Origin of the sequence: Streptomyces sp. NPDC048623 (assembly GCF_040650755.1) — a bacterium.
GTDB lineage: Bacteria > Actinomycetota > Actinomycetes > Streptomycetales > Streptomycetaceae > Streptomyces.
In genome coordinates this window covers 36,636-58,924 of record NZ_JBEZHV010000030.1, presented here as the reverse complement: position 1 = coordinate 58,924, position 22,289 = coordinate 36,636, and the positions used below count along the sequence as shown (strand labels likewise).

Annotated in this window: 19 protein-coding genes; 9 read left to right on the top strand and 10 right to left on the bottom strand. The window is 73.9% G+C overall.

Translation table 11 applies throughout. The features are described 5' to 3' along the window. Positions 1-134: 134 nt before the first annotated feature. Complete coding sequence (locus AB0C73_RS31760) at positions 135-2,354, bottom strand: molybdopterin oxidoreductase family protein (RefSeq protein WP_362536840.1); 2,220 nt, start codon at positions 2,352-2,354, stop codon at positions 135-137. A 129-nt stretch (positions 2,355-2,483) separates the two neighbouring features. Then, positions 2,484-3,083 carry a TetR/AcrR family transcriptional regulator gene (locus tag AB0C73_RS31755; RefSeq protein WP_362536871.1) on the bottom strand — a complete coding sequence of 200 codons (600 nt, stop codon included), beginning with the start codon at positions 3,081-3,083 and terminating at the stop codon, positions 2,484-2,486. Positions 3,084-3,366: 283 nt separating this feature from the next. Here AB0C73_RS31755 and hmgA point away from each other — a divergent pair, with 283 nt between their 5' ends. The 3 genes from hmgA to AB0C73_RS31740 all read left to right on the top strand — a co-directional run bounded on the left by hmgA (position 3,367) and on the right by AB0C73_RS31740 (position 6,839). After that, the gene (gene hmgA, locus AB0C73_RS31750) at positions 3,367-4,692 is read left to right on the top strand and encodes a homogentisate 1,2-dioxygenase (protein ID WP_362536839.1); all 1,326 of its coding nucleotides are present in this window, start codon (positions 3,367-3,369) and stop codon (positions 4,690-4,692) included. 70 nt (positions 4,693-4,762) lie between these two features. Then, complete coding sequence (locus tag AB0C73_RS31745; RefSeq protein WP_362536838.1) at positions 4,763-5,512, top strand: GntR family transcriptional regulator; 750 nt, start codon at positions 4,763-4,765, stop codon at positions 5,510-5,512. A 103-nt stretch (positions 5,513-5,615) separates the two neighbouring features. Continuing rightward, positions 5,616-6,839, top strand: coding sequence for a type ISP restriction/modification enzyme (locus tag AB0C73_RS31740; protein ID WP_362536837.1), 1,224 nt, complete (start codon positions 5,616-5,618; stop codon positions 6,837-6,839). 21 nt (positions 6,840-6,860) lie between these two features. Here AB0C73_RS31740 and AB0C73_RS31735 read toward each other — a convergent pair whose 3' ends face one another. Then, a complete protein-coding gene (locus AB0C73_RS31735) occupies positions 6,861-7,580 on the bottom strand; it encodes a TetR/AcrR family transcriptional regulator (protein ID WP_362536836.1) in 720 nt (239 codons plus the stop codon). A 105-nt stretch (positions 7,581-7,685) separates the two neighbouring features. Here AB0C73_RS31735 and AB0C73_RS31730 point away from each other — a divergent pair, with 105 nt between their 5' ends. Further along, positions 7,686-8,645 carry an ATP-binding cassette domain-containing protein gene (locus AB0C73_RS31730; protein ID WP_362536835.1) on the top strand — a complete coding sequence of 320 codons (960 nt, stop codon included), beginning with the start codon at positions 7,686-7,688 and terminating at the stop codon, positions 8,643-8,645. Next, positions 8,642-9,430: an ABC transporter permease gene (locus tag AB0C73_RS31725; RefSeq protein ID WP_362536834.1), complete on the top strand. Its 789-nt coding sequence runs from the start codon at positions 8,642-8,644 to the stop codon at positions 9,428-9,430. Before AB0C73_RS31730 ends, AB0C73_RS31725 begins: the two co-directional genes overlap by 4 nt. A 207-nt stretch (positions 9,431-9,637) precedes the next feature. On the opposite strand, the gene AB0C73_RS31720 is transcribed toward AB0C73_RS31725, so the two are convergent. Continuing rightward, a complete protein-coding gene (locus AB0C73_RS31720; RefSeq protein ID WP_362536833.1) occupies positions 9,638-9,910 on the bottom strand; it encodes a hypothetical protein in 273 nt (90 codons plus the stop codon). A 275-nt stretch (positions 9,911-10,185) separates the two neighbouring features. Here AB0C73_RS31720 and AB0C73_RS31715 point away from each other — a divergent pair, with 275 nt between their 5' ends. Next, the gene (locus tag AB0C73_RS31715; RefSeq protein ID WP_362536832.1) at positions 10,186-11,853 is read left to right on the top strand and encodes a serine/threonine-protein kinase; all 1,668 of its coding nucleotides are present in this window, start codon (positions 10,186-10,188) and stop codon (positions 11,851-11,853) included. Here the strand turns inward: AB0C73_RS31715 and AB0C73_RS31710 are convergent. Next, complete coding sequence (locus tag AB0C73_RS31710) at positions 11,837-12,643, bottom strand: SGNH/GDSL hydrolase family protein (protein WP_362536831.1); 807 nt, start codon at positions 12,641-12,643, stop codon at positions 11,837-11,839. The two genes, AB0C73_RS31715 and AB0C73_RS31710, sit on opposite strands and share 17 nt — an antisense overlap. 271 nt (positions 12,644-12,914) lie before the next feature. Here AB0C73_RS31710 and AB0C73_RS31705 point away from each other — a divergent pair, with 271 nt between their 5' ends. Beyond that, complete coding sequence (locus AB0C73_RS31705) at positions 12,915-14,039, top strand: DUF5925 domain-containing protein (RefSeq protein WP_362536830.1); 1,125 nt, start codon at positions 12,915-12,917, stop codon at positions 14,037-14,039. A 16-nt stretch (positions 14,040-14,055) separates the two neighbouring features. On the opposite strand, the gene AB0C73_RS31700 is transcribed toward AB0C73_RS31705, so the two are convergent. Beyond that, positions 14,056-14,430, bottom strand: a complete 375-nt coding sequence (locus tag AB0C73_RS31700) for a GntR family transcriptional regulator (RefSeq protein WP_362536829.1) — start codon at positions 14,428-14,430, stop codon at positions 14,056-14,058. A 74-nt stretch (positions 14,431-14,504) separates the two neighbouring features. Between AB0C73_RS31700 and AB0C73_RS31695 the strand changes: the two genes are divergently transcribed. Next, positions 14,505-15,440 carry a GNAT family N-acetyltransferase gene (locus AB0C73_RS31695; RefSeq protein ID WP_362536828.1) on the top strand — a complete coding sequence of 312 codons (936 nt, stop codon included), beginning with the start codon at positions 14,505-14,507 and terminating at the stop codon, positions 15,438-15,440. Next, positions 15,415-15,936, top strand: a complete 522-nt coding sequence (locus AB0C73_RS31690; protein ID WP_362536827.1) for a DUF402 domain-containing protein — start codon at positions 15,415-15,417, stop codon at positions 15,934-15,936. The genes AB0C73_RS31695 and AB0C73_RS31690 overlap by 26 nt, the downstream gene beginning before the upstream one ends. Here AB0C73_RS31690 and AB0C73_RS31685 read toward each other — a convergent pair. From AB0C73_RS31685 to AB0C73_RS31670, 4 genes are all read right to left on the bottom strand, one after another. Further along, positions 15,923-16,369, bottom strand: coding sequence for a DUF6299 family protein (locus tag AB0C73_RS31685; protein ID WP_362536826.1), 447 nt, complete (start codon positions 16,367-16,369; stop codon positions 15,923-15,925). The genes AB0C73_RS31690 and AB0C73_RS31685 overlap by 14 nt on opposite strands. Positions 16,370-16,513: 144 nt before the next feature. Next, positions 16,514-17,395: an alpha/beta fold hydrolase gene (locus tag AB0C73_RS31680; protein ID WP_362536825.1), complete on the bottom strand. Its 882-nt coding sequence runs from the start codon at positions 17,393-17,395 to the stop codon at positions 16,514-16,516. Positions 17,396-17,577: 182 nt separating this feature from the next. After that, positions 17,578-18,537 carry a hypothetical protein gene (locus AB0C73_RS31675; protein WP_362536824.1) on the bottom strand — a complete coding sequence of 320 codons (960 nt, stop codon included), beginning with the start codon at positions 18,535-18,537 and terminating at the stop codon, positions 17,578-17,580. Next, positions 18,534-22,118, bottom strand: a complete 3,585-nt coding sequence (locus tag AB0C73_RS31670) for a DNA polymerase III subunit alpha (RefSeq protein ID WP_362536823.1) — start codon at positions 22,116-22,118, stop codon at positions 18,534-18,536. Before AB0C73_RS31670 ends, AB0C73_RS31675 begins: the two co-directional genes overlap by 4 nt. Positions 22,119-22,289 lie beyond the last annotated feature (171 nt).

Sequence of the window (22,289 nt, the reverse complement as noted above, 5' to 3'; positions counted from 1 at the left end):
GAGGGACACCTCACGTTCACCCTTGAACTCCCGCCAGAGCGGCGGTGCGGATGACGGTAGGTGCGGCCTTCCGGCGTTAACAAGACGTTGACGTGTGAGCAATACGAGCAAAACCCCAGGTCACAGGCCAGGTGCTAGGAGGGCGCCACAGCGGGGCCCACCTCGACGGGGAAACCGTTGAGGACGGCGGTGCCCGACAGCGGGTCGAGCAGGGAGCCGTCGAGCAGCTGGTTGACGTTGACGCCGGGATGCCCGGCGGCCACGCCGAGCCGGGTGCCGGGGCGGTCGTGGCCCCAGCCGTGCGGCAGGCTCACCACACCCGGACGGACCGCCTCGGTGACCTCCACCTCGGCCGTCAGCTCGCCGCCCGCCCCCTTGATCCGGGCGGGCGCGCCGGCGGTGAGTCCGAGCCGCTCGGCGTCGTCCGGGTGCACCTGGAGGGTGCAGCGGTTCGAACCGCCGGTGAGGGACGGAATGTTGTGCAGCCAGCTGTTGTTGGAGCGCAGGTGGCGCCGTCCGACGAGCCGGACGGAGTCCGGCTCCGGTACGGCCTCCAGCGCGGCGCGCAGCCGGGGCAGATCGGCGGCGATCGGCGCGGGCAGCAGCTCGACGCGTCCGCTGCGGGTCTTGAGGAGTCCGGGCAGCCGGGGCCTCAGCGGACCGAGGTCGATGCCGTGCGGGGCCTGGCGGAGGTCGTCGAGGACCAGGTCGTACGGGCCGAGCCGGAGCATCAGGTCGAGCCGCCGTTCGGCGCCGGTGCCGCCCGTGAGCAGCCGCGCCTGCTCCTTCGGGTCGGCCCCGTACAGCGGCGAGTGTTCCTGCGTCACGGCCTTGGCCAGGGTGGTGTCGATCGCGAGGTCGTCGACGGCGGACGGCGGGGCGCCGTGCATGCCGGAGACGGCGAGGATCAGCCGGGCGTGGATCTCGCACTCGTCCATCCGGCCTTCCTGGAGCGGGAGGGCGGGCGGCGAGTAGCGCGCCTGGTTGCGGACGGCGAAGCCGTTGAAGGCGAAGTCGAAGTGCGCGCTCCGCGAGGGCGGCGGCGGGGGCAGCACGACGTCGGCGTGCCGGGTGGTCTCGTTGAGGTACGGGTCGACGGACACCATGAAGTCGAGGGAGCCCAGGGCGGCGTCGAGGCGCCGGCCGTCGGGGGCGGAGAGGACCGGGTTGGCGGCGACGGTGACGACCGCCCGGACCCGCCCCTCCCCCGGTGTGTCGATCTCCTCGGCGAGCGCGGCGAGGGGCAGTTCTCCCTTGGCCTCGGGGTGGCCGGAGACCCGGCTGGTCCAGCGGCCGAGGGCGAAGCCCTTGCCGGGGCCGGCCGGGCGGGGCGCGGGGGCGGTCGCGGAGAGCGGGAAGAGGGCGCCGCCGGGGCGGTCGAGGTTGCCGGTGAGGACGTTGAGGACGTCGACGAGCCAGTTGCCGAGGGTGCCGTACGCGACGGTGGAGGCACCCATCCGGCCGTACACGGCGGCGGTCGGGGCGGCGGCGAGTTCGCGAGCGGTGGCACGGATGGTGTCCGCGTCCAGGTCGCAGGCGGTGGCGACGACCTCGGGGCCGAAGTCCCGTACCGCGTCCTTCACTTCCTCGACTCCCTCGACGTGCGCGGCGAGCGGGCCGAGGTCCACCAGCCCCTCGGCGAAGAGGGTGTGGGCGAGGGCGGCGAGGAAGAGGGCGTCGGTGCCGGGGCGGATGGCGAGGTGCCGGTCGGCGAGGCGCGCGGTGCGGGTGCGCCGCGGGTCGACGACGGTGAGGGTGCCGCCGCGCCGGCGCAGGGCCTTGAGGCGGCCGGGGAAGTCGGGGGCGGTGCAGAGACTGCCGTTGGAGTCGAGGGGGTTCGCGCCGAGCATCAGGAGGTGGTCGGTGCGGTCGAGGTCGGGCACGGGGATGGCGAAGGCGTCGCCGAAGAGCAGTCCGGCGGCGACGTGCTTGGGCATCTGGTCGAGCGTGGAGGCGGTGAAGAGGTTGCGGCTGCGCAGGGCGCCGATGAGGAGCGGCGGGTAGAGGGCGCCGGCGACGGTGTGGACGTTGGGGTTGCCGAGGACGAGGGCGACGGCGTCCGGGCCGTGCTCCTCGATCAGCGGGCGGAGGCGGGCGGCGATCAGGTCGAATGCCTCGTCCCAGTCCGCCTCGCGCAGGGCGCCGTTCTCGCGGACCAGCGGGCGGGTGAGCCGGTCGGGGTCGGCGTCGACCTCGGGGAACGCGGCGCCCTTGGGGCAGACGAAGCCGCGGCTGAAGACGTCGTCGCGGTCGCCGCGCGCGCCGGTGACCCGGCCGCCGTCGATCGTGAGGGTCAGCCCGCAGGTCGCTTCGCACAGGGGGCAGATGCGCAGGGCGGTGGACAGGGCGGTCATGGCGGTCTCCCTGGGCGGGCGGGCAGCGGCGGCGAGGACGGCTGCGCGCGAGCATACCGACCGGTAGGGAGGTCCGACAGACCTTGACGGCGACCAGCACCGACCGGCACCGACCGGCCGGTGCCGCGGTCAGCCCAGCGAGGGCGCCAGGTAGGCGTGCAGGAGCGCGCGGGTCTCGGCGATGAGCGCGGGGTCTCCGGCCGGGTCGGCGCGGAAGGCGAGCCGGAGCAGGGCGTCGGTGGCCTCGACGCCGACCAGGACCTTGCGCAGCAGGACCGCGTCGGCGGGGCGGCCGAGGGGGGCGGCGAGCAGACCGCAGATGCGGTCGGCGACCAGGTGGTTGGGGTCCTCGTCGGCGCCGGGCTCGCCGGGCGCACCGGCGGGGATCCCGAAGTCGACCAGGCCGAAGCCCGGGACGGTCCGCTTCATCGCGATGTACGCGTCAAGGACGGTGTCGATGACGGCGGGCCCGTCCACGGCCGGGAGCGCGGCGAGTCCGGCGGTGATGCGGTCGGCGTAGCTGTCGAGGTTGCGGTGGGCGAGGGCGGCGGCCATGGCCCGCTTGTTGCCGAAGAAGCGGTAGACGGAGCCGATGGGCACGCCCGCGCGGGTGGCGACGGCCCGGGTGCTCAGCTGCTCGTAGCCGGTCTCGTCGAGGAGTTCGGCGCAGGCGTCGAGGATCCGGGCGAGGCGCTCGGCGCTGCGCTGCTGGACGGGCGTACGGCGCAGGGCGGGTCCGGGGCCTGAGCCGGAGCCGGGCGGCTTCGGGGCGGCCTGCGCGGGGACGGACGGCTCGGCGCCGGACGGCTTCGGGGTGGGCTGGGGCACGGGGACCATCATGCCGTTCCCGCCGCGACGGGTTCCTCCCTGGAACCCCCCGTGCGCGCACCACGTCCAAGCCGCCCGGCCCCCAGCGGCGAAAGGCGCGGCGAAACACCCCGTTGACGTGACCGGGAGCGGAATCCTACGGTCATGCATAGGATTGTTGTGAGCGTCAGGACAGGAGCACGCGATGAACGCGGAGACCCGCGCGGAACAGGCCAGAAAGACGGCCGAAGCGCTGACCTACAGCACGGGGTTCGGCAACGAGCACAGCTCCGAGGCCGTCCCCGGCGCCCTGCCGGACGGGCGGAACTCGCCGCAGCGGGCACCGCTCGGCCTGTACGCGGAGCAGCTGAGCGGCAGCGCGTTCACGGAGCCGCGGGCGCACAACCGGCGCTCGTGGCTGTACCGGATCCGCCCCTCGGCCACGCACCCGCCGTTCACCCGGATCGACAACGGCGCGCTGCGCAGCGCGCCTTTCACCGAGACCGTGCCCGACCCCAACCGGCTGCGCTGGAACCCGCTGCCGGAGCCGCCGGCCGGCACCGACTGGCTGGCCGGTCTGTGGACCCTCGGCGGCAACGGCGACGCGACGCAGCGGGCCGGCATCGCGGTGCACCTCTACCACGCGAACGCGCCCATGGAGCGGGTGTTCAGCGACGCCGACGGCGAGCTGCTCATCGTCCCCGAGCACGGCGGGCTGCTGCTGCGCACCGAGCTCGGCAACCTGGCGGCGGGCCCCGGCGAGGTCGCGCTGATCCCGCGCGGTGTCCGCTTCCGCGTCGAGCTGCTCGACGCGACGGCCCGCGGTTACGTCTGCGAGAACTACGGCGCCCCGTTCCAGCTGCCCGACCTGGGCCCGATCGGTGCGAACGGCCTGGCCAACGCCCGTGACTTCCGGGCGCCCGTCGCCGCGTACGAGGATGTCGAGGGCCCGGTGGAGGTGGTCAACAAGTACTGCGGCAACCTGTGGTCCGCGACCTACGCCCACTCCCCGCTCGACGTGGTCGCCTGGCACGGCAACCACACCCCGTACGTCTACGACCTGCGCCGTTTCAATGTCATCGGGACGATCTCGTACGACCACCCCGACCCCTCGATCTTCACGGTGCTGACCTCGCCGTCCGACACCCCGGGTCTCGCGGGTTGCGACTTCGTGGTCTTCGCGCCGCGCTGGCTGGTGGGCGAGGACACGTTCCGGCCGCCGTACTTCCACCGCAACGTGATGAGCGAGTACATGGGCCTGATCGAGGGCGCGTACGACGCGAAGGCGGAGGGTTTCGTGCCGGGCGGCGGTTCGCTGCACAACATGATGTCGGCGCACGGCCCGGACCGGGAGATCTTCGACAAGGCGAGCGCCGCGGAGCTGAAGCCGCAGAAGATCGACGACGGTCTGGCCTTCATGTTCGAGACCCGTTGGCCGGTCACGGCGACCGCGCAGGCCGCTGAGGCGGACCACCTGCAGCGCGGCTACGACGACGTATGGCAGGGTCTTGAGCGCCACTTCCGGCCGTGAAACACCCGGAACACCGGGAACACCCGTAACATCCGGCCGGGTGTCCCGTAGTCGTCGTACGGAGTAGACCGTGACCGCCTTCGCTCCCGACTCGCTGGTCCTGAACCGGAAGCTTCCGCTCTGGTACCAGGTCTCGCAGTCGTTGCGCGCCTCCATACTGGGCCGCACCCCCGACGCCTCGCTGCGGCTGCCCACCGAGGAGCAGCTCGCCGCGCATTACGGCGTGAGCGTGCTGACCATGCGCCAGGCCCTCAAGGAACTGGAGCAGGAGGGCCTGATCAGCAGGCACCGGCGGCGCGGCACCTTCATCGAGCCGGGCGCCCGGCGGTCCACTCCGCGCCGGCTGCTCGGCTCGATCGACGCGATCGTGGCCCAGCAGTCCGGCGAGCGGACCACCGTGCTGGGCCACGGCACCGAGCCGGTGCCCGGCGAGCTCGCCGAGTACTTCCCGGGGGCCGCGGAGGTCGCGGTCTTCCGGCGGCTGCGCGCCGACGGGGAGAGCGGAGAGCCCACCAACTGGGCGGAGAACGCGGTGCTGCCGGAGCTCGCGGCGGGCATCGACCCGGCCGATCTGGAGCGCTGGCCGATGACGAAGGTGCTCCGTGACGTGGTCGGGGTCCGGATCAGCCGGATCACCGACACGGTGGAGGCGCGGCTCGCCGACCCGGAGACGGCGCAGTTGCTGCGGGTGCCGCTGCTCTCCCCGATCCTCCACTACACGGGTGTGACGTACGACGAGGACGGGCGGGTCGTGGACGTGGCCCGGATCCGCTACCGGGGGGACCGGTTCTCGTTCACGGTGACGGTCGAGGCGCAGTGAACCCCTGACCCGCCGGGCCGGTCACCGGGCCCGGGCGGCCGCGGGCCGCGAGCCGTGCCCTGTGGCCCCGCGCCCTGGATGCCCACTCCCCGCCCTCGTTAGCATGCGGGGCGTGACGGAGGACCTGCCGCTGACCGGTGACGCGCCCCTGCTCGACGACCTCATGCCCTGGTCCGTGGCGCCGCTGCGGCTCGGGCGCTCGTGGATCGTCGCGCCGGATGCCCGGACGCTGCGCGAGCGGTGGGCACGCCTCGTGGCGGCGGAAGGGGCCGAGCGGGAGGGGCTGTTCCGGGGGAGCAGGGCGCGGACGACGGGGAGTTCGGTGGCGGCGCTGCCGGGCCAGCGGACGGGGACCGGGCGGCTGGCGCGGGAGGCGGGGCCGTGTCCGGAGCCGGTGCGGCTCGCGCACGGGCCGTTCGACGAGCAGTGGTTGCTGCCGGATCACCGACTGATCGACGCCGCGCGGCCGGAGTTGTGGCGGGTGGCGGACGCGCACCAGCTGTTCGTCGTCGAGCAGGGGTACGTGCCGGGCGCGGCCGGTCCCGCGCTTCTGGTGACGGCGGCGCTGCCCGACGGGCGGTCCCCGGCGGGGCGGCCGGGACGGATCCGGCCGCTGTTCCGGCGCCCGGGCGGGCAGGAGCCGAATCTGGCGCCGGGGCTGCTCGGACTGCTGAGCACGCGGTACGGGCACGAGGTGGCCGCGGCGGACCTGGCGGCGTGGGCGGTCGCGGTGGCGCGGCCCTCCCCCGCCGGGTGCCGGGTGCCGCTGCCGGCGGAGCCGGGGGTGTGGGCGGCGGGTGTGGCGCTGGGCCGGGAGCTGACCGAGGTGCAGTTGCGCGGGGCGCGCGGCGGGGCCCGGCCGCGGCTGCCCGGGGGCCGCAGGCCGTACGTACGGGCCGCGATCCCCGCCCGGCCCACGGCCCTCGCGTACGACCCGGTGGACGAGGTGCTGAGCCTGGACGACGGCAGGATCTCGCCGGTGCCGGCCGCCGCCTGGGCGTACGAGGTCGGCGGCGTGCGCATGCTGGAGCAGTGGTTCGCGCACCGGACCGCGGCCGCCGAGCCGGGCACGCTGGAGGCGATCGGCCCGGCGGCCTGGCCGCAGGAGTGGACCTCCGAGCTGCTTGAGCTGATCACGGTCCTCGCTCTGCTCGCGGGGCGTGAGGAGGAGCGAACGGAGCTGGTGGCGCGCGCCGGTGCCGCCGGACTCGGCGCGGGCACCCTGCGGGAGGCGGGCGTCCTGCCCGTACCCGGGCGGGCCCGCCGCCCCGCGTCCGTGCTCGACCATCAGGAGGAGGGGCCGGAGGGGCAGTTCATGCTCCTCTGACCGGCCGAGAACACCCCCTGATCACGCTTCTCTCGGCGTGAAGGAGTCGAGCAGGCGGGCGATCGTCTGCTCGAAGATCTCGTCGGGGTCGGCGGGGCCCGGGGACGCCGCGAGCAGCGCGGCGAGGTGCGGATACGCGCCGGTCATGACCTGCCGCATCAGATAGGCGCCGCGCACGGCCTGTTCCTCCGCCTCCGACCAGGGCAGGCCACGGGCCCGTTCGGCGATGGCCTGCTCGTTGCGGACGGTGGCCATGACCGTGCCGTTGATCATGGCGATGAGCTGCATCTTCAGACCGGGGTCCACGTCGAGGGGGACCAGGGCGCCGAGACACCACTCCAGGTAGCGCAGGGCGTTGGGGCTGAATCCGTACGCGGTGGTCATCACCCGGGCGAGCCAGGGATGCCGTTCCATGATGGCGCGGGTCTGCCGGGCGAGTCCGGTCATGTCGGCGCGCCAGTCGCCACTGGGGGTCTCGGGGAGCTCGTACTCGGCGCTCGCCGCGTCGACCATCAGCTCGTAGAGGTCTTCCTTGCGCGGCACGTAGTTGTAGAGCGACATGGTGCCGCAGCCCAGGTCGGCGGCGATGCGGCGCATGGAGACGGCGTCGATGCCCTCGGCGTCGGCGATCCGGACGGCGGCGGCGACGACGTCGCCCCGGCTGTGGGCCGGTCGGGGGCCGCGGCCGGTGCGCTCGGGGCGCGCCCAGATCACTTCGGGTTCGGCCGCTCGGCCCGCCATCGCTCATCACCTCGTCGCCCCATCGTAACGACCGCGACGACGCCGCCACCGCGCGCTGCCCGTGCCCGCCCGCACCGCGCCACCCGGTTACGTACACCGTACGTAATGCGCTACGGTCCCTCCATGACAACAACTACGTACGCTGTACTTAGTGAGGGTCTGCGGAAGCGGTTCGGCGAGGTCCACGCCCTGCGCGGGCTCGACCTCGCCGTCCCCGAGGGCACCGTCTGCGGGGTGCTCGGGCCGAACGGGGCCGGGAAGACCACGGCGGTCCGGGTGCTCACCACGCTGGTGCGGCCGGACGGCGGCAGCGCCCGGGTGGCCGGGTGCGACGTGGTCCGCGACCCGGCCGGGGTGCGGAAGCGGATCGCGGTCACCGGGCAGTACGCCTCCGTCGACGGCGACCTCACCGGCGCCGAGAACCTGCGGCTCTTCGCCCGTCTCCTGCGCGCCCCGCGCTCGCGCGCCGACGAACTCCTGGAGCGCTTCGGCCTCACGGCAGCCGCCGGCCGGCCGGCCCGCACCTACTCCGGCGGCATGCGCCGCCGGCTCGACCTGGCCGCGAGCCTGATCGTGCCGCCGAAGGTGCTCTTCCTCGACGAGCCGACCACCGGTCTCGACCCGCACAGCCGCAACGGGATCTGGGACGCCGTACGGGAGTTGGCGGCCCAGGGCACCACCGTGCTGCTCACCACCCAGTACCTGGAGGAGGCCGATCGGCTCGCCGACGAGGTCGTCCTGGTCGACGGCGGCCGGGCCGCCCACCGCGGCAGCCCGGCCGGACTCAAGGCGCTGATCGGCAGTCACGCCGAGGTCGTGGTCGCCGAACCGGCCCCGCTCGAAGCCGCCGCGGCCGTGCTCGACCGGCTCACCGGCTCGCTGCCGGACCTCGACGCCGAGCGCCGCACGGTCGGCGTGGTCACCACCGACCCCACCCTGACCCTCCCCCGGCTCGTCCGGGAGATCGACGCGGCCGGCATCCCCCTCCTCGACGCCTCACTGCGCCCGCCCACCCTCGACGAGGTGTTCCTGCGCCTCACCGACCGCAAGGAGTTCGCCGCATGAGCACCAGCGCCCTCGTCCACGACGGCAGCGCGATGCTCGGCCGCCATCTGCTGCGCATCCGGCACGCCCCGGCGATCACGGTCATGACACAGACCATGCCGATCGTCTTCCTGCTCTTCTTCGGTTACGTGTTCGGCAGCGCGCTCGCCATGCCGGGCGCCGACTACCGGGCGTTCCTGGTGCCGGGGATGTTGGTGGCGACGGCCGCGAACGGCGTGATGACCGGCATGTTCCAGGCCGCCCAGGACACCCACCGGGGCGTGACGGACCGGCTGCGCACCCTGCCGGTGAGCCGGGCGGCGGTGCCGTTGGGGCAGGCCCTCGCCGATCTGGTCACCACCGCGGTGGGCACGGTGCCGCTGCTGCTCGTCGGGCTCGCGATGGGCTGGCGGATCGAGGGCACGGCCGGCGCGGCGCTCGGCGCGCTCGGGCTGCTGCTGCTCTTCCGGTTCGCGGCCACCTGGGTGGGCATCCTGCTCGGCCTCGCCTCGAAGAGCGAGGAGGCGGCCGGCCAGCTGGGCAGCGCGACCTTCATGCTGCCGCTGCTCTCCAACGCGTATCTACCGACCGAGGGCATGCCGGGCTGGCTGCGCACGATCGCGGAGTGGAACCCGATCTCGGCGGTGACGACCGCGGTCCGTGAGTTGTCCGGCAACACACCGGTACCCGCGCACGACGGCGCGGCCTGGCCGGTGACGCACCCCGTGGCCGGAGCGCTGATCTGGTCGCTGGCCCTGATCGCGCTGTGCGCACCGGCGGCGGTCAGGCGCTACACGCGCGGCTGAGCGACCGGGCGGCCGAGCCGGGACGGCCGTACGGACAACAGTCGGCGTTCAGCGGTCAGCGGGCGGGTAGGGAGAGGCGCCGGACGGGCGGGGACACGTCCGGCGACGGGTCGGAGTCGGGCCGTGGGCCGAGCGGGTGCGGGCGGGAGCGATGCGTCGGGGTACGCGGGAGCCCGGCCCGGCCGGCCTGTCAGTGGTGGCGGGCGGTCAGTGGTGGTTGCCGAAGAGCGAGCGGCGCAGTCGGCGCAGCGGGGCGAAGAGCGAGACCCGCGCGCTGCGGCTGCGGTGGCCCTGCACCGGCACCTCACGCGTACGTGTCGTCAGCTCCCGCATGAGCAGCGTCGCCTCGGCCGCCTCACGCTGCGGTATGGCGGGACCGCCGAGCACCGCGAGATGGCGGTCGAGGCGCGAACTCGTCGCGCTGCTCCCGCAGGTGATGGCAGGCACACGCGGCCTGCTGCGCATTGCTATCTGTTCCATGTCACTCCCCACCCGTACGAGGGCACCCGGCCCGGGCAGGTTAACCCTATCGCCCCGCTACGACACCCGTGTATTCCGGCCGCAGGATTCACCGCTCATGTACGGGGGTTGACGATCACTGTCCGAATCCGTCTGGTTCCAGGGCGAGTTGGACTGGGATCGAACACCTGTCGAACCGTCACGAACCATCCTGCACGCCCGGCCCCCACCTGCAGCCCGTCAACCCCGTGTGATCTCCGCCACCAAATCCCCCGGCCCTCCGCTACCGTGGAGTGATGACGGTCATCGCGGGTCGTTACCGGCTGCTCGACGTGCTCGGCGAGGGCGGGATGGGCACCGTCTGGCGCGCCCGGGACGAGGTCCTGGGGCGCGAGGTGGCGGTCAAGGAGGTGCGCGCCCCGGCCGGTCTGCCGGCCGAGGACCGCGAGCGGCTGTTCGCGCGTCTGGAGCGCGAGGCCCGGTCCGCCGCGCGGATCACCCACCGCAATGTCGTCACCGTCTATGACGTGGCGCTCGACGACGACCGTCCGTGGATCGTGATGGAGCTGGTCCGCGGGCTGACGCTCGCCGAGACCCTGGAGGCCGAGGGGCCGCTGCCGCCGCGCCGGGCGGCGCATGTGGGCGCCGAGGTGTGCGCGGCGCTGCGGGCGGCGCACGCGGCGGGGGTGCTGCACCGGGACGTGAAGCCGGCGAACGTGCTGCTCGCCAACGACGGGCGGGTGGTGCTCACCGACTTCGGGATCGCCGCCGTGGAGGGCGTCTCGCCGCTGACCATGACCGGCGAGCTGATCGGCTCGCCCGAGTACCTCGCGCCCGAGCGGGCGCTGGGGCGCACACCGGGGACCGCGGCCGACATGTGGTCGCTCGGTGTGCTGCTCTACGCGGCGGTGGAGGGTGTGTCGCCGTTCCGCCGCGAGACGCCGCTCGACACCCTGCGCACGGTGGTGGACGAGGAGCCCGCGCCGCCCGTGCACGCGGGCCCGCTGGCGCCGGTGATCGAGGGGCTGCTGCGCAAGGACCCTGCGCGGCGGCTCTCCGCCGAGGCGGCGGAGGACCAGCTGCGGATCGTCGGCGCGGGCGGCGCGCCGCGCACGGAGCCGCCGCCGGCGGGGGCGTACGCGCCGTTCCCGGCCGGAGTCCAGGAGGGCCCGGGCGGAACGGGCGGAGCGGGTGGTCCGGGCGGGACCGGGCCGACCACCCCGATGCCGGTGGGGCCGGAACCGGAGCCCGAACCGGAGCCGGGGCCGCGCCGGCGGTGGGGCCTGGTGGCCGGGATCGCCGCGCTGCTCCTGGTGGCGGGCGGCCTCACGTACGCGGTGCTGCGCGACTCGGACACGGGCACGGACGGGACGCCTCCGGTGCCGACGGTGACCACGAGCGCGACGACGGAGCCGGCCACGGCCTCGCCCTCGACGTCGGCGGAGCCGAGCACCACCTCGCCGAGCGCGACGACCACTCCCCCGGTGTCCGTGATCGTGAGCGTACGGGCGGTGCGCGACGCGTATACGGGGGCGTGTCCGCCGGCGGCGGACGCGGCGCCCGCGTTCACGGGGGTGGTGACGGTGGACCGGACGCCGGCGACCGTGTCGTACCGCTGGGCGACGGAGAGCGGCGAGAAGCAGGACGCGGCCTGGCGGACCCTGGACTTCCCCGAGGGCGGGCCGACGGAGCGGCAGCTGGACCGGACGCAGGCGGACTATCCGGCGGGGGCGCAGGTGAGCGACCGGATCCGGCTGGAGGTGCGGGAGCCGGTCGCACGGCAGTCGAACTGGGTGGCGTTCACGGTGAGCTGTGAGGAGACGGCCTCGCCGTCGGCGTCGACGGGCACGGCGACGCCTTCGGGCGGGACCGCCTCCCCGGGCGGTGCTCCCGGTCCCGGCGGTACGCCGGGCGGGGATACGGCTGCTGGTGCGGGTACGGGTACGGTTACGCAGCGCCGTTGAAGGTCGGCAGGTAGCCGCCCGACTGGCCGGCGGCGGTCGGGTGGTACGACTCGCCGATGTTCAGCCAGTTGACGCTGTGGAGCCAGGCCGAGCCGGAGCAGATCTCGTGTCCGGTGAAGGCGGGGACGACGCTGGCGAAGGGGAAGCCGTGGTTCGCGGCGCGCTTCGCGGTGGCGGCGTTGAGGTAGTCGGAGGCGTCGTTGATGGCACGGCGCTCGTTCTCGCTCAGGCCGGCGATGCAGGTGCCGTTGAGCTGGTAGAAGCGCGGGTACCCGAGCACCACCACGCGGGCGTTGGGCGCCTTGTTCCTGATGGCGTTGTAGACCGAGTCGAGCTTGCCCGGCAGGGTCGTGTCGACGTAGCTCTTGGCTTGATTCACTCGGTTGATACAGGTCGCCTCGGACTGCAGGACACAGGTGGTCATGACGTCGGCGAAACCGGCGTCGTTGCCGCCGATCGTGATCGAGACCAGGTCGGTACCGGTGTTGAGCGGTCCGAGCTGATTCGCCGTGACATCACCCGTTCGGGCGCCCGAGCAGGCCGTGAAAGCGAAGGACGACGGCGCGTTGGCGTTCTTCCAGAGGACCGGATAGGCCTTGGTCGAGCGCTTGCAGTCGCCGCTGGCGCTGTCGTAACTCCCGGCTCCGACACCGGAGGAGTACGAGTCGCCCAGGGCCACGTAGTCCACCGCGGCGGTCTCGGCGGCCTGTGCGACCCCGGCCCCGGTGAGGGCGAGGACGGCGCCGAGGAGCAGCGAGGACGAGAAGGCCGTAAAACGGGACAGTTTCATGGAACCTCCCTGTAGCAGGATCTCTGCGTTACCAGGTAGTAGCAGCGGATCCGGCCGACCGGAAGTGTTCATGTCAAAACTGGTGATGAACGCGCGTTGAAACCCCTCGGAAACACTCCAGAAACCCATCAGATCAAGCCAACTGACGGAGTGGACCCACCCGGCCGTTCGTCCCGCCCTTCGTCCCGTCGTCCGCCCTGCCGTTCACCCTGCCGTTCGTCCTGTTCAAAACCCCGTGCACGGAATGCCCGGTTGCCGGATCATGGGCGCCATGTCTGCGCCGTCCCCGTCCTCCCCGTCCGCACCGCCCGCCCCGCCCGAACGGGCACTTCCCCTCCGGCTGCACGTCGATGACGACGACTCACCGATCGATGTCATCGACGCGCTGTTCCTCGGCCGCTTCACCACCGGGGAGCAGCCCCACTCGCACAGCACCAGCCTGGACCGCGTGAAGCCGGCCGCGACCCTGCTGCCCGCCGGCGCACGGGTGGTGCGGGCCGCCAAGGACGACGACCGCAGCGCCGTGCTCGCCGAGGGCGAGGGCTGGACCGTGCTCGTCTCCCGCTGGAGCCGCGGCGCGGACGTCACGGTCACCGCGACCGACCCCGAGCTCGCCGAACGGGTGCTCAAGGAGGCCACGGACGGCGCGAAGGACGAGCCGGAGCCGCAGCCGGAGAACGTCCCGATGGGCTTCTGGTACGTGTCGCCCCGGCGCGGCCCGCACCGCACCACCCGGCAGATCGACGCCGGGACCTGGGAGGAGATCCGCCCCAACTACACCGCGCCGGTCGCCGAGTCGATGGACCGGCTGATGGCCGTCAGGCCCGAGGACATCGCGGGCCGGCTGCTGCTCCTGCACGGCCCGCCCGGCACCGGCAAGACCTCCGCGCTGCGCACCCTCGCCCGGTCCTGGCGCGACTGGTGCCAGGTCGACTGCGTGCTCGACCCCGAGCGCCTGTTCAGCGACGTCGGCTATCTCATGGACATCGCCATCGGCGAGGACGAGGGCACCGCCAAGGGCCGCTGGCGGCTGCTGCTCCTGGAGGACTGCGACGAGCTGATCCGCGGCGAGGCCAAGCACACCGCGGGGCAGGCCCTCTCCCGGCTGCTCAACCTCACCGACGGACTGCTCGGCCAGGGGCGCAACGTCCTCGTCGCCGTCACCACCAACGAGGACCTGGAGCGCCTCCACCCCGCCGTGGTGCGGCCGGGCCGCTGCCTCGCCCGGGTCGAGGTCGGCCCGCTCACCCGGTCCGAGGCGGTGCGCTGGCTCGGCCGCGAGGACGGCGTCGGGCGCGACGGCGCCACCCTGGCCGAGCTGTTCGCACTGCGGCGCGGCACGAACGCGCCGGGCCTGCCGGAGCCGCGGACGGCGAACGCGGGCCTGTACCTGTAGGACGCCTGTAGGACGTCTACTCGTCGTACGCGGCCCGCAGCGCGTCCCGCACCGCCGCACCCGCCGCCTCGTGGCTGAGGCCAAGACGGTGGGCCTCCGTCGCATAGGCCGCGGCGGCCGTGGCGGCGAGTCTGGAGGCCGCGTCCGAGGCGGCGGCCACGAAGGTGCCGTTGCGGCCGCGGGTCTCGATCACACCGTCCGCCTCAAGCGCCTTGTACGCCTTGGCGACCGTGTTCGCCGCGAGGCCCAGGTCCTCCGCGAGACCGCGCACCGTCGGGAGCTTGTAACCGACGGGCAGTTCGCCCGAGCGGGCGCTCTCCGAGATCTGGGCGCGCAGTTGTTCGTACGGAGCGGTGGTGGCACGGGTGTCCACGCTGATTCGAAGCGTCACCCGCCTGATTCTGCACCCCGCCCGCCGGAAAATGGGAGGCGGCCGGAACCGCACGCCGCATAGCGTGCGGTGACATGACTGTGATCGTCCGCGATGTACGGCCCTCGGTCCCCGAGGACGCCGAGGCCTTCGCCCGGGTCCGGCGCGCCGCGCTGCCCTTCCTGCTCGCGACCGGTCGGCAGGTCGCCCACGACTGGGCGCACGCCCATCCCGACGCGCACGCCCGGCCGCTGATCGCCGAGGTCGACGGACAGGTCGTGGGCACCGCGCAGGTGTCGCTGGCCCACGAGTCGCCCGAGCCCGGCGTCGGCGACGTCAACGTCTACGTCCACCCCGAGCACCGCCGGCTCGGCGCCGGGACGCTGCTGCTGCGCGCCGCCGAGGAGCATCTCGCGCGGGCCGGGGCGACCACCCTCTACAGCTGGGTGCTCGACGAGCCGGTGAACCGCGCCTTCGCCGAGCGGCACGGCTACGCCGGGAGCCGCTCCGCCTTCTTCCTGCGGCTCAACCTGACGACGGCCGAGCTGCCGCCGCTCCAGGAGGCGCCGCCGGGGGTGGAGCTGCGCACGGCGGCCGACTACGCCGCCGATCCGCGCCCGCTGTTCGAGCTCGACGCGCTCACCACGGCCGACGAGCCGGGCGACGTGCCCGCCGAACTCGACGACTACGCGCACTGGCTGGCCACCACCTGGGAGCACCCGCTGCAGAACCACGCGCTGACCACGGTCGCCGTGGCCGACGGGCGGCCGGTCGCGTTCAGCGCGGCCCTCACCGACGGCACCGGGCGCTACGGCTCCGGCATGACCGGCACCGCGCCGGACCACCGCGGCCGGGGCCTCGCCAAGCTGGTGAAGAACGCGGCGCTGCACCGCGCCCGGGCGGCCGGCTGCACCGAGGCCTTCACCGGCAACGACACCGGGAACGCCCCCATGCTGGCCGTCAACCGATGGTTCGGCTACGAGATCTGCGCGAAGGAGACCCGTCATGTCCGCCGGCTCGGCCGAGGTTGAGATCGCCCTGGTGAAGGGGGGCCGGACCAAGATCCGGTATCCGGCGGTGCTGCTCGCCGACGACGGGGTCCGGCTGACCGTGCGCGCGCCCTGGGCCGCGCCGGGCGTACGGGACTTCGGCTTCGTGCGCTTCGAGCCGGGCGACGTCTTCACCGAGCACTACTGGCGGGACAGGTGGTACGCGGTGAAGGAGGTCCGGGCGGGCGACGGCACGCTCAAGGGCTGGTACTGCGATGTGACCCGGCCCGCCGTGGTGGCCGCGGACGGGGCCTCCGTGGTCGTCGAGGACCTGGACCTCGATCTGTGGGTGTCGGGCGACGGGCGCGAGGTGCTGCGGCTCGACGAGGACGAGTTCGCGGCGAGCGGCCTGGCCGCGTCCGACCCGGAGGCGGCCGGCCGGGCCGTACGCGCCCTGGACGAACTGGCCGCCCTGGGGCGCGACGGGCTGCGCGGACTGCTGGAGGGCGATGTCCCGCCGGGGCTCAGCGCAGGGTGACGTCCTGGCCGGTCTGCGCCAGGAAGGCGGGCATCGGCAGGCCGAGCGGGCCGGTGGCGGTGAGCTGCATCAGCGTGGCCTCCACGTGCGCCGAACCGGTCCGGTAGCCGGGGTCCTTCACCACGGCGCTGTTGGTCCATCGGTGCACCAGGCCGTCGCAGACGGCGCGGGTGCCGCCGATGCCGGTGGAACGGTTCGCCTGGACCAGCGTGGAGCTGACGAAGACCGGGCCCGCGCTGTCGTCGGCGCAGCGGTAGCTGCCGGTCAGGGTGACGGTGCCGTCCTCGGCGGCCGTGCCGTACGCGTCGACGGCGAGGGCGTCGACGGGCGCGGCGTGGGCCGGGCCGGCGGCGGTGGCGGTGGCGGTCGCGGCGCCGAGGGCGAGGAGGGCGCCGGCGGCGAGCGCGGTGAGGGCGGTGAGGCGGAGGCGCATGGGTGGGGGGTCCCTTCGGGGTGGTGAGGCTGCCCGCCAGGGATACCGGATCGCGTTGCCAGATGTCCGAAACTCACCCCTTTGGGGGCGAGTTGCGGGGGACCGGCGGGCGGCGCCCGCCGGTCCCCGGGTGAGAGTGCGCGGCTACGAGAAGACCGAGGCGCAGGTCGTCGCGGTCGCGTGGGCCGGGTCGAGGGCGTTGTTCACCTCGTGGAAGACGATCCGGTCCACCGTGCCGATGGCCACGTGCTCGGACAGGTCGAGCGCGCACCGGTCCTGGAGCAGCACGTTGCTGACGTTCGGGCCGGACAGCCAGCCCGACTGGTACGGGGTGACGACCTCGTCGTACTTGGTGGCGATCACCGTGTACCGCACGCCGGGCACGGTGTCGCCGCCCGCGTTGAGCTTGGTCATGAACGCCGAGCCGGCGATCTGGTCGGCGAGGCCCGGGGTCGCGGTGGTCAGCAGGTCCTGGGCGCCGGGGAAGTACGGCAGGAGCTGGGTGAGCCCGCCGAGGGTGGTGCCGTGGTTGTCCGGGGCGATGCCGACGAGGGCGTTCACCTTGTCGGCGCCGCCGAGGAACTTGAGGTAGTAGCGCGGCATCATGCCGCCCTGCGAGTGCCCGACGAGGTCGGCCTCGGCGGCGCTGGTGGCGGCGAGGACCCGGTCGACGTACGCGTCGAGCTGGCCGGCGGACTGGTCGATGGGGCCGAGGCCGAAGAACAGCGGCACGCCGGGCAGCTGCCCGTAGTCGAGCGAGAAGACGCAGTAGCCCCGGTCGACCAGATAGGGGGCGAGTCCCAGCCAGTTGTCGATGGAGTTGCCGAAGGTGCCGTGCACCAGGACGACGGGGCGGGGGTGGGCGGCGGACGGCTTGCAGGTGAAGTCGTTCCAGCCCCGGCTGGGGGCGTCGGCCTGAGCGGTGGCGCCGGGGACGAGGATGGCGGCGGCGGTGAGGAGCAGGACGGACAGCGCTCTTGCGATGTGCTTCCAGGACGGTCTCCGGGACGGCTTCCAGGGCAGCATCGGGCGATCTCCTTGCGGCTCAAGGGGAATGGGGGGTGCTACGCCCTGCGGTCCGGACCACAAGTGGGGATGTGCGCTTTCCGCCAAGTTACGGACGGGTAGCCGTGGTGGGAAGTTACGCGTCGGTAAAAAGTCCCGTGTCGCCTACACCCTCGTGCTGACACGGTCGTACTGACGCGGGCTCATGCCGCGAGCGACCCCGGCAGCACCGCCCTCGGGCCGTACTTCGCGCGGGCCCGGTCCGCGACCGCCTCGATGCGGCGGGCCTTGTCGTCGGCCGGGTCGAAGGTGAGCTGGTGGGCGGCGGACTCGGCCGGGGACAGGCCCTCGGCGCGCAGGGCGACGGCCCGGACGCGGGCGCGCTGGAGGCCGAACGAGGCGTGGATCGCGTACGCGAGCGCGCTGAGGTCCGCCGAGTGGGCGGTGGGTTCGCGCAGGGTGCGGGTGCGGGTCGACGTGGTGCGGTCGGCGTAGCGGACGGTGACCGTCAGGGAGCGGCACACCTGCTGCTCGGTGCGCATCCGGGCGCCCAGTTCCTCGGTGAGCGAGAGCAGTGCCCTGCGGTGCTCGCCGGGGTCCAACTCGTCGTACGGGAAGGAGCGTTCGGCGGCCATGGAGCGTGAGATCTCGCCGGGGACGACCGGGGTGCGGTCGACGCCGCGGGCCCGTTCCCACACCTCGCGGCCGGCCTTCGCGCCGATCAGCCGCTGGAGCACGGCGAGCGGCGCGTCGGCGACCCGGCCGGCGGAGTCGAGCCCGTAGCCGCAGAGGGTACGGGCGGTGGCGCGGCCCACTCCGTCGAGGGCGGCCACCGGCCGGTCCCGCAGGAAGGCCGCCGGGTCCTCGACGACCAGGGTGACGCCGTGCCGGGCCTCGCGGGCCGCCATCCGGGCCAGCATCGGGTTGGGTCCCGCGCCGATGACGCAGTCGACGCCGTACAGGGCGAGTGCTCTCACCCGGATCACCGAGCCGAGTCGGGCCGCGCTCCAGCCGAAGTAGCGCAGCGCGCCGCGCACGTCGGCGAGCGCCCCGTCGGGCGGGGCGGCCTCGACGAGCGGGGTGAACTCCCCGAGCAGGTCGAGCAGCCGGGGAAGCATCACCTCCCCCGCCGGCTCAAGCCGGAACCGTACGCAGAGGATCATCCCGCGCTCCCCGGACTGCTGTGCCACAGCTTCCGCGACGGCGTCGCGGCGCCTTCCCCGGCCGGCCGGAGGTCGGCCCAGGGGTTCATCGCGTAACCGGTGGACATCGTGATCCGGCGGCCGGTGTCGGCCTCGCCCGCCACCGGAACGGGCTCTTCCGAGAGCCGCTCCCCCACCGCCTCCAGGCCCCCGCTCGCCCGCAGTTCGGCCAGCTCGGCCAGGTTCCACGCGGCGGCGCCGACCACGCTGAGGCTGCGCGGACCGCGCCGCTGCACCACGCCCCGGACGAGCAGCAGCCAGGAGTGGAAGACGGTGTGGGCGCAGCGCTCGTGCGAGTCGTCGAAGAAGGCGAGGTCGACCAGTCCGGTGCCGTCGTCGAGGGTGGTGAAGATGACCCGCTTGCCGGAGCGGATGGGCGGGGTCTGGGTGGCCGCCTTGGCGCCGGCGACCAGGACGGTCTGGCCGTGCCGGGCGGAGCGCAGCCGCTGCGCGGAGACCACACCGAGTTCGCGCAGGAAGGCCTGGTGGTCGCCCATGAGATGGCGGGAGGCGTCCATGCCGAGGATGCCGAGTTCGGCGCTGAGCCGTTCGGTCTCGTCGAGGTCGGGCAGGCCGACGGGGGCGGTCCTGCGGCCCCGGGCGAGCGGGAGCTGCCCGCCGTAGGAGGCGGCGCCGCGCTGGACGCGGTGGAGTTCGGTCAGATGCAGCAGCAGGTCGCGGCGGTTGGCGCCGAAGGCGTCGAGCGCGCCGACCTGGGCGAGCCGTTCGGCGACCGGCTTGCGCGGGCGGGCCCGTTCCCAGAAGTCGAGCAGGGAGGCGTAGGGCTGTCCGGCCTCGATCCGGCCGCTCTCGGCCTCGCTGATGCCGTGGACGTCGGCGAGGCCGAGCCGGAGCCCCCACACCGGAGCCATATCCGCTTTACCGGACACCAGTTCGATACGGTGGGCGGCCGCCGACCGGTTCACGTCCAGCGGCAGCACGGGCACCCCGCGCCGCCGGGCGTCCGCGAGCAGCAGCCGCTTCGGGTACATGCCGGGGTCGTGGGTGAGCAGCCCGGCGTAGAAGGCGGCCGGGTGGTGCGCCTTGAGCCAGGCCGACTGGTAGGTCGGTACGGCGAAGGCCACCGCGTGCGCCTTGCAGAAGCCGTACGAGCCGAAGGCCTCGACGATCTCCCAGGTGCGGGCGACGACCTCGTCCTCGTACCCCTGCCGCCGCGCCCGTTCGGCGAACCAGGCCTTGATGCGGCCCTGCGACTCGGGATGGGAGAGCCCGCGGCGCACCTGGTCGGCCTCGTCGCGGCCGCAGCCGGTCATGATGCTCACGATCTTGATGATCTGTTCGTGGAAGACGACGACGCCGTAGGTCTCCTTCAGCGCGTCCGCCAGGTCGGGGTGCGGGTAGCGGACCGGGGCGCGGCCGTGCCGGGCCTCGATGAACGGGCGGACCATGTCGGCGGCGACCGGTCCGGGCCGGAAGAGCGAGATGTCGACGACGAGGTCGTGGAAGTTCTCGGGCTGGAGCCGGCCGACCAGGTCGCGCTGGCCCGGGGACTCGATCTGGAAGCAGCCGAGGGTCTCGGTGGAGCGGATGAGCCGGTACGTGTCGGGGTCGCCCGGCGGGATGGCGTCGACGTCCGGCCGGGTGCCGGTGGCACGCTCGACCTCGGCGACGGCGTGCGCCATCGCGGACTGCATCCGCACCCCGAGGACGTCGAGCTTGAGCAGCCCGAGGTCCTCCACGTCCTCCTTGTCGAACTGCGCCATGGGCATGGGCGAGGGTCCCGCGCCTCCGGGTCCCGCGGGGATCTCTCCGGCGGTGGGGACGACGGGGGTACGGGCAAGCAGCGAGGCGTCGGAGAGGAGCACCCCGCACGGGTGCATGGCGATCCCGCGGGGCAGCGCGTCGAGCGCCTCGACCAGTTCCCAGAAGCGCTCGTGTCCCGCCGTCCGCTCCAGCTCCCCTTTGAGGCCGCGCAGTTCGGGCAGTTCGTCGAGGGCGGCGCGGGCGTCCCGGGCACGGATGTGCGGGAAGGCCTTGGCGATCCGGTCGATCTCGGCCGGGTCCATGGACAGGGCGGCGCCCACGTCCCGTACCGCGTGGCGGACCCGGTAGGTCTCGGGCATGGCGACGGCGGCGACCCGCTCGGCGCCGAAGCGGTCGAGGATGGCCCGGTAGACCTCCAGGCGGCGGGCGGACTCCACGTCGATGTCGATGTCGGGCAGCGCGGTGCGGCGCTTGGACAGGAAGCGCTCCATCAGCAGGCCGTGCTCGACGGGGTCGGCGTGGGCGATGCCGAGGAGGTGGTTGACGAGGGAGCCGGCGCCGGAGCCGCGGGCGGCCACCCGGATGCCCATGCCCCGTACGTCCTCGACGACCTGCGCGACCGTCAGGAAGTAGGTGGCGAAGCCGTGGTGGGCGATGACGTCGAGCTCGCGGTGCATCCGGTCCCAGTAGGCGTGCCGGCCGGGGCGCCGGTCGTAGCCCTTGCGGACCATGCCGGCGGCGGCCCGGGAGGCGAGCACCCGCTGGGCGGTGCGGTGGGCGGCGCCGACCAGGTACGGCTCCGGGAAGTGCGCCGAGCCCATGCCGAGGTCGTCCTCGGGGTCGACCCGGCAGGCCGCGGCGACGCTCTCGGTGCGCTCCAGGAGCCGGTGGGCGGCGTCCCGACGGAAGCCGGCGGCCTCCACGACCCGCTCGGCGGCGCCCAGCATGGCGTCCGCGTCCTTGAGCCAGGCCTCGCCGCTGTCGAGTCCGGCGCGGGGGTCGACGGGCACGAGGCGGCGGGCGGCGTCGAGCACGTCGGCGACCGGGCCCTGGCCGGGGTCGGCGTACCGCACCTCGTTGCCGAGCACGGGCCGCACGCCCTGCTCGGCGGCGAAGCCGACGGTGCGGGCGGCGTGCCGCAGCGAGCCGGGCCCGGTGCCGGTGCGCCCGTGGTGCACGACCTCCAGGCACAGGGCGTCGCCGTACCGCTCGCGCCAGGGCGCGAGGAGCCGTTCGGCCCGGTCGGGGCGGCCCGCGGCGAGGGCGCGGCCGACGTCGGAGCCGGGGCCGAGCAGGACGAAGAGCCCGTCGCCGTGGTGCGCGGACCGGGGCAGCACGGGCTGTCCCTCCCCCGCGCGGGCGTGGGCGGCGGTGACGAGCGCGCAGAGCTCGGCCCAGCCGGTCCGGGAGCGGGCGAGGAAGACGGCGCGGGGCGCGGACTCGTCGACGAAGGCACCGCCGCGCACGGGCACCCGCCGCGCGGAACTGACCCCGCCGCCGACCGCGGCCCCGCCACCGACCGCTCCGGCGCTCGCGAACCCGGTCCGGCCCGCGGGCCGGGCCCCGGCCCGGGGGGCGTCATGCGCGACCGGGGCCAGGAAGGGCTCGTACCCGAGGTCCACGCCGAAGAGCGGACGGATCCCCTCCTGCTCGCAGGCCTTGGCGAAGCGGACCACGCCCGCGACGGTGTCGCGGTCGGTCAGGGCGAGGGCGTCCATGCCGCGCTCGGCGGCGCGCCCGGCGAGGCGGGCGGGGTGCGAGGCGCCGTAGCGCAGGGAGAAGCCCGACGCGGTGTGCAGATGCGTGAACCCCGGCATGCGCCGCCTCACCTCCCGCAGCAAAATCGTACGTACGTTCCCACCCCCTCACTCTCACCCTAACCCATTTTCGAACGCGCGTGCGATAATCGGGTTCGGCGTTCTCCCCGTACCTGCCCGACCTCTCCGCACTCCCTGCCCGTCATCCGTTCGGGCCCGTCCCACCTGCGG

Bases quoted from the DNA above. Each gene is read 5' to 3' on its own strand.
- AB0C73_RS31760 (WP_362536840.1), bottom strand. From the start codon at position 2,354: ATGACCGCCCTGTCCACCGCCCTGCGCATCTGCCCCCTGTGCGAAGCG.
- hmgA (WP_362536839.1), top strand. From the start codon at position 3,367: ATGAACGCGGAGACCCGCGCGGAACAGGCCAGAAAGACGGCCGAAGCG.
- AB0C73_RS31740 (WP_362536837.1), top strand. From the start codon at position 5,616: ATGCGGGGCGTGACGGAGGACCTGCCGCTGACCGGTGACGCGCCCCTG.
- AB0C73_RS31735 (WP_362536836.1), bottom strand. From the start codon at position 7,580: ATGGCGGGCCGAGCGGCCGAACCCGAAGTGATCTGGGCGCGCCCCGAG.
- AB0C73_RS31730 (WP_362536835.1), top strand. From the start codon at position 7,686: ATGCGCTACGGTCCCTCCATGACAACAACTACGTACGCTGTACTTAGT.
- AB0C73_RS31725 (WP_362536834.1), top strand. From the start codon at position 8,642: ATGAGCACCAGCGCCCTCGTCCACGACGGCAGCGCGATGCTCGGCCGC.
- AB0C73_RS31720 (WP_362536833.1), bottom strand. From the start codon at position 9,910: ATGGAACAGATAGCAATGCGCAGCAGGCCGCGTGTGCCTGCCATCACC.
- AB0C73_RS31715 (WP_362536832.1), top strand. From the start codon at position 10,186: ATGACGGTCATCGCGGGTCGTTACCGGCTGCTCGACGTGCTCGGCGAG.
- AB0C73_RS31710 (WP_362536831.1), bottom strand. From the start codon at position 12,643: ATGAAACTGTCCCGTTTTACGGCCTTCTCGTCCTCGCTGCTCCTCGGC.
- AB0C73_RS31705 (WP_362536830.1), top strand. From the start codon at position 12,915: ATGTCTGCGCCGTCCCCGTCCTCCCCGTCCGCACCGCCCGCCCCGCCC.
- AB0C73_RS31695 (WP_362536828.1), top strand. From the start codon at position 14,505: ATGACTGTGATCGTCCGCGATGTACGGCCCTCGGTCCCCGAGGACGCC.
- AB0C73_RS31690 (WP_362536827.1), top strand. From the start codon at position 15,415: ATGTCCGCCGGCTCGGCCGAGGTTGAGATCGCCCTGGTGAAGGGGGGC.
- AB0C73_RS31685 (WP_362536826.1), bottom strand. From the start codon at position 16,369: ATGCGCCTCCGCCTCACCGCCCTCACCGCGCTCGCCGCCGGCGCCCTC.
- AB0C73_RS31680 (WP_362536825.1), bottom strand. From the start codon at position 17,395: ATGCTGCCCTGGAAGCCGTCCCGGAGACCGTCCTGGAAGCACATCGCA.
- AB0C73_RS31675 (WP_362536824.1), bottom strand. From the start codon at position 18,537: ATGATCCTCTGCGTACGGTTCCGGCTTGAGCCGGCGGGGGAGGTGATG.
- AB0C73_RS31670 (WP_362536823.1), bottom strand. From the start codon at position 22,118: ATGCCGGGGTTCACGCATCTGCACACCGCGTCGGGCTTCTCCCTGCGC.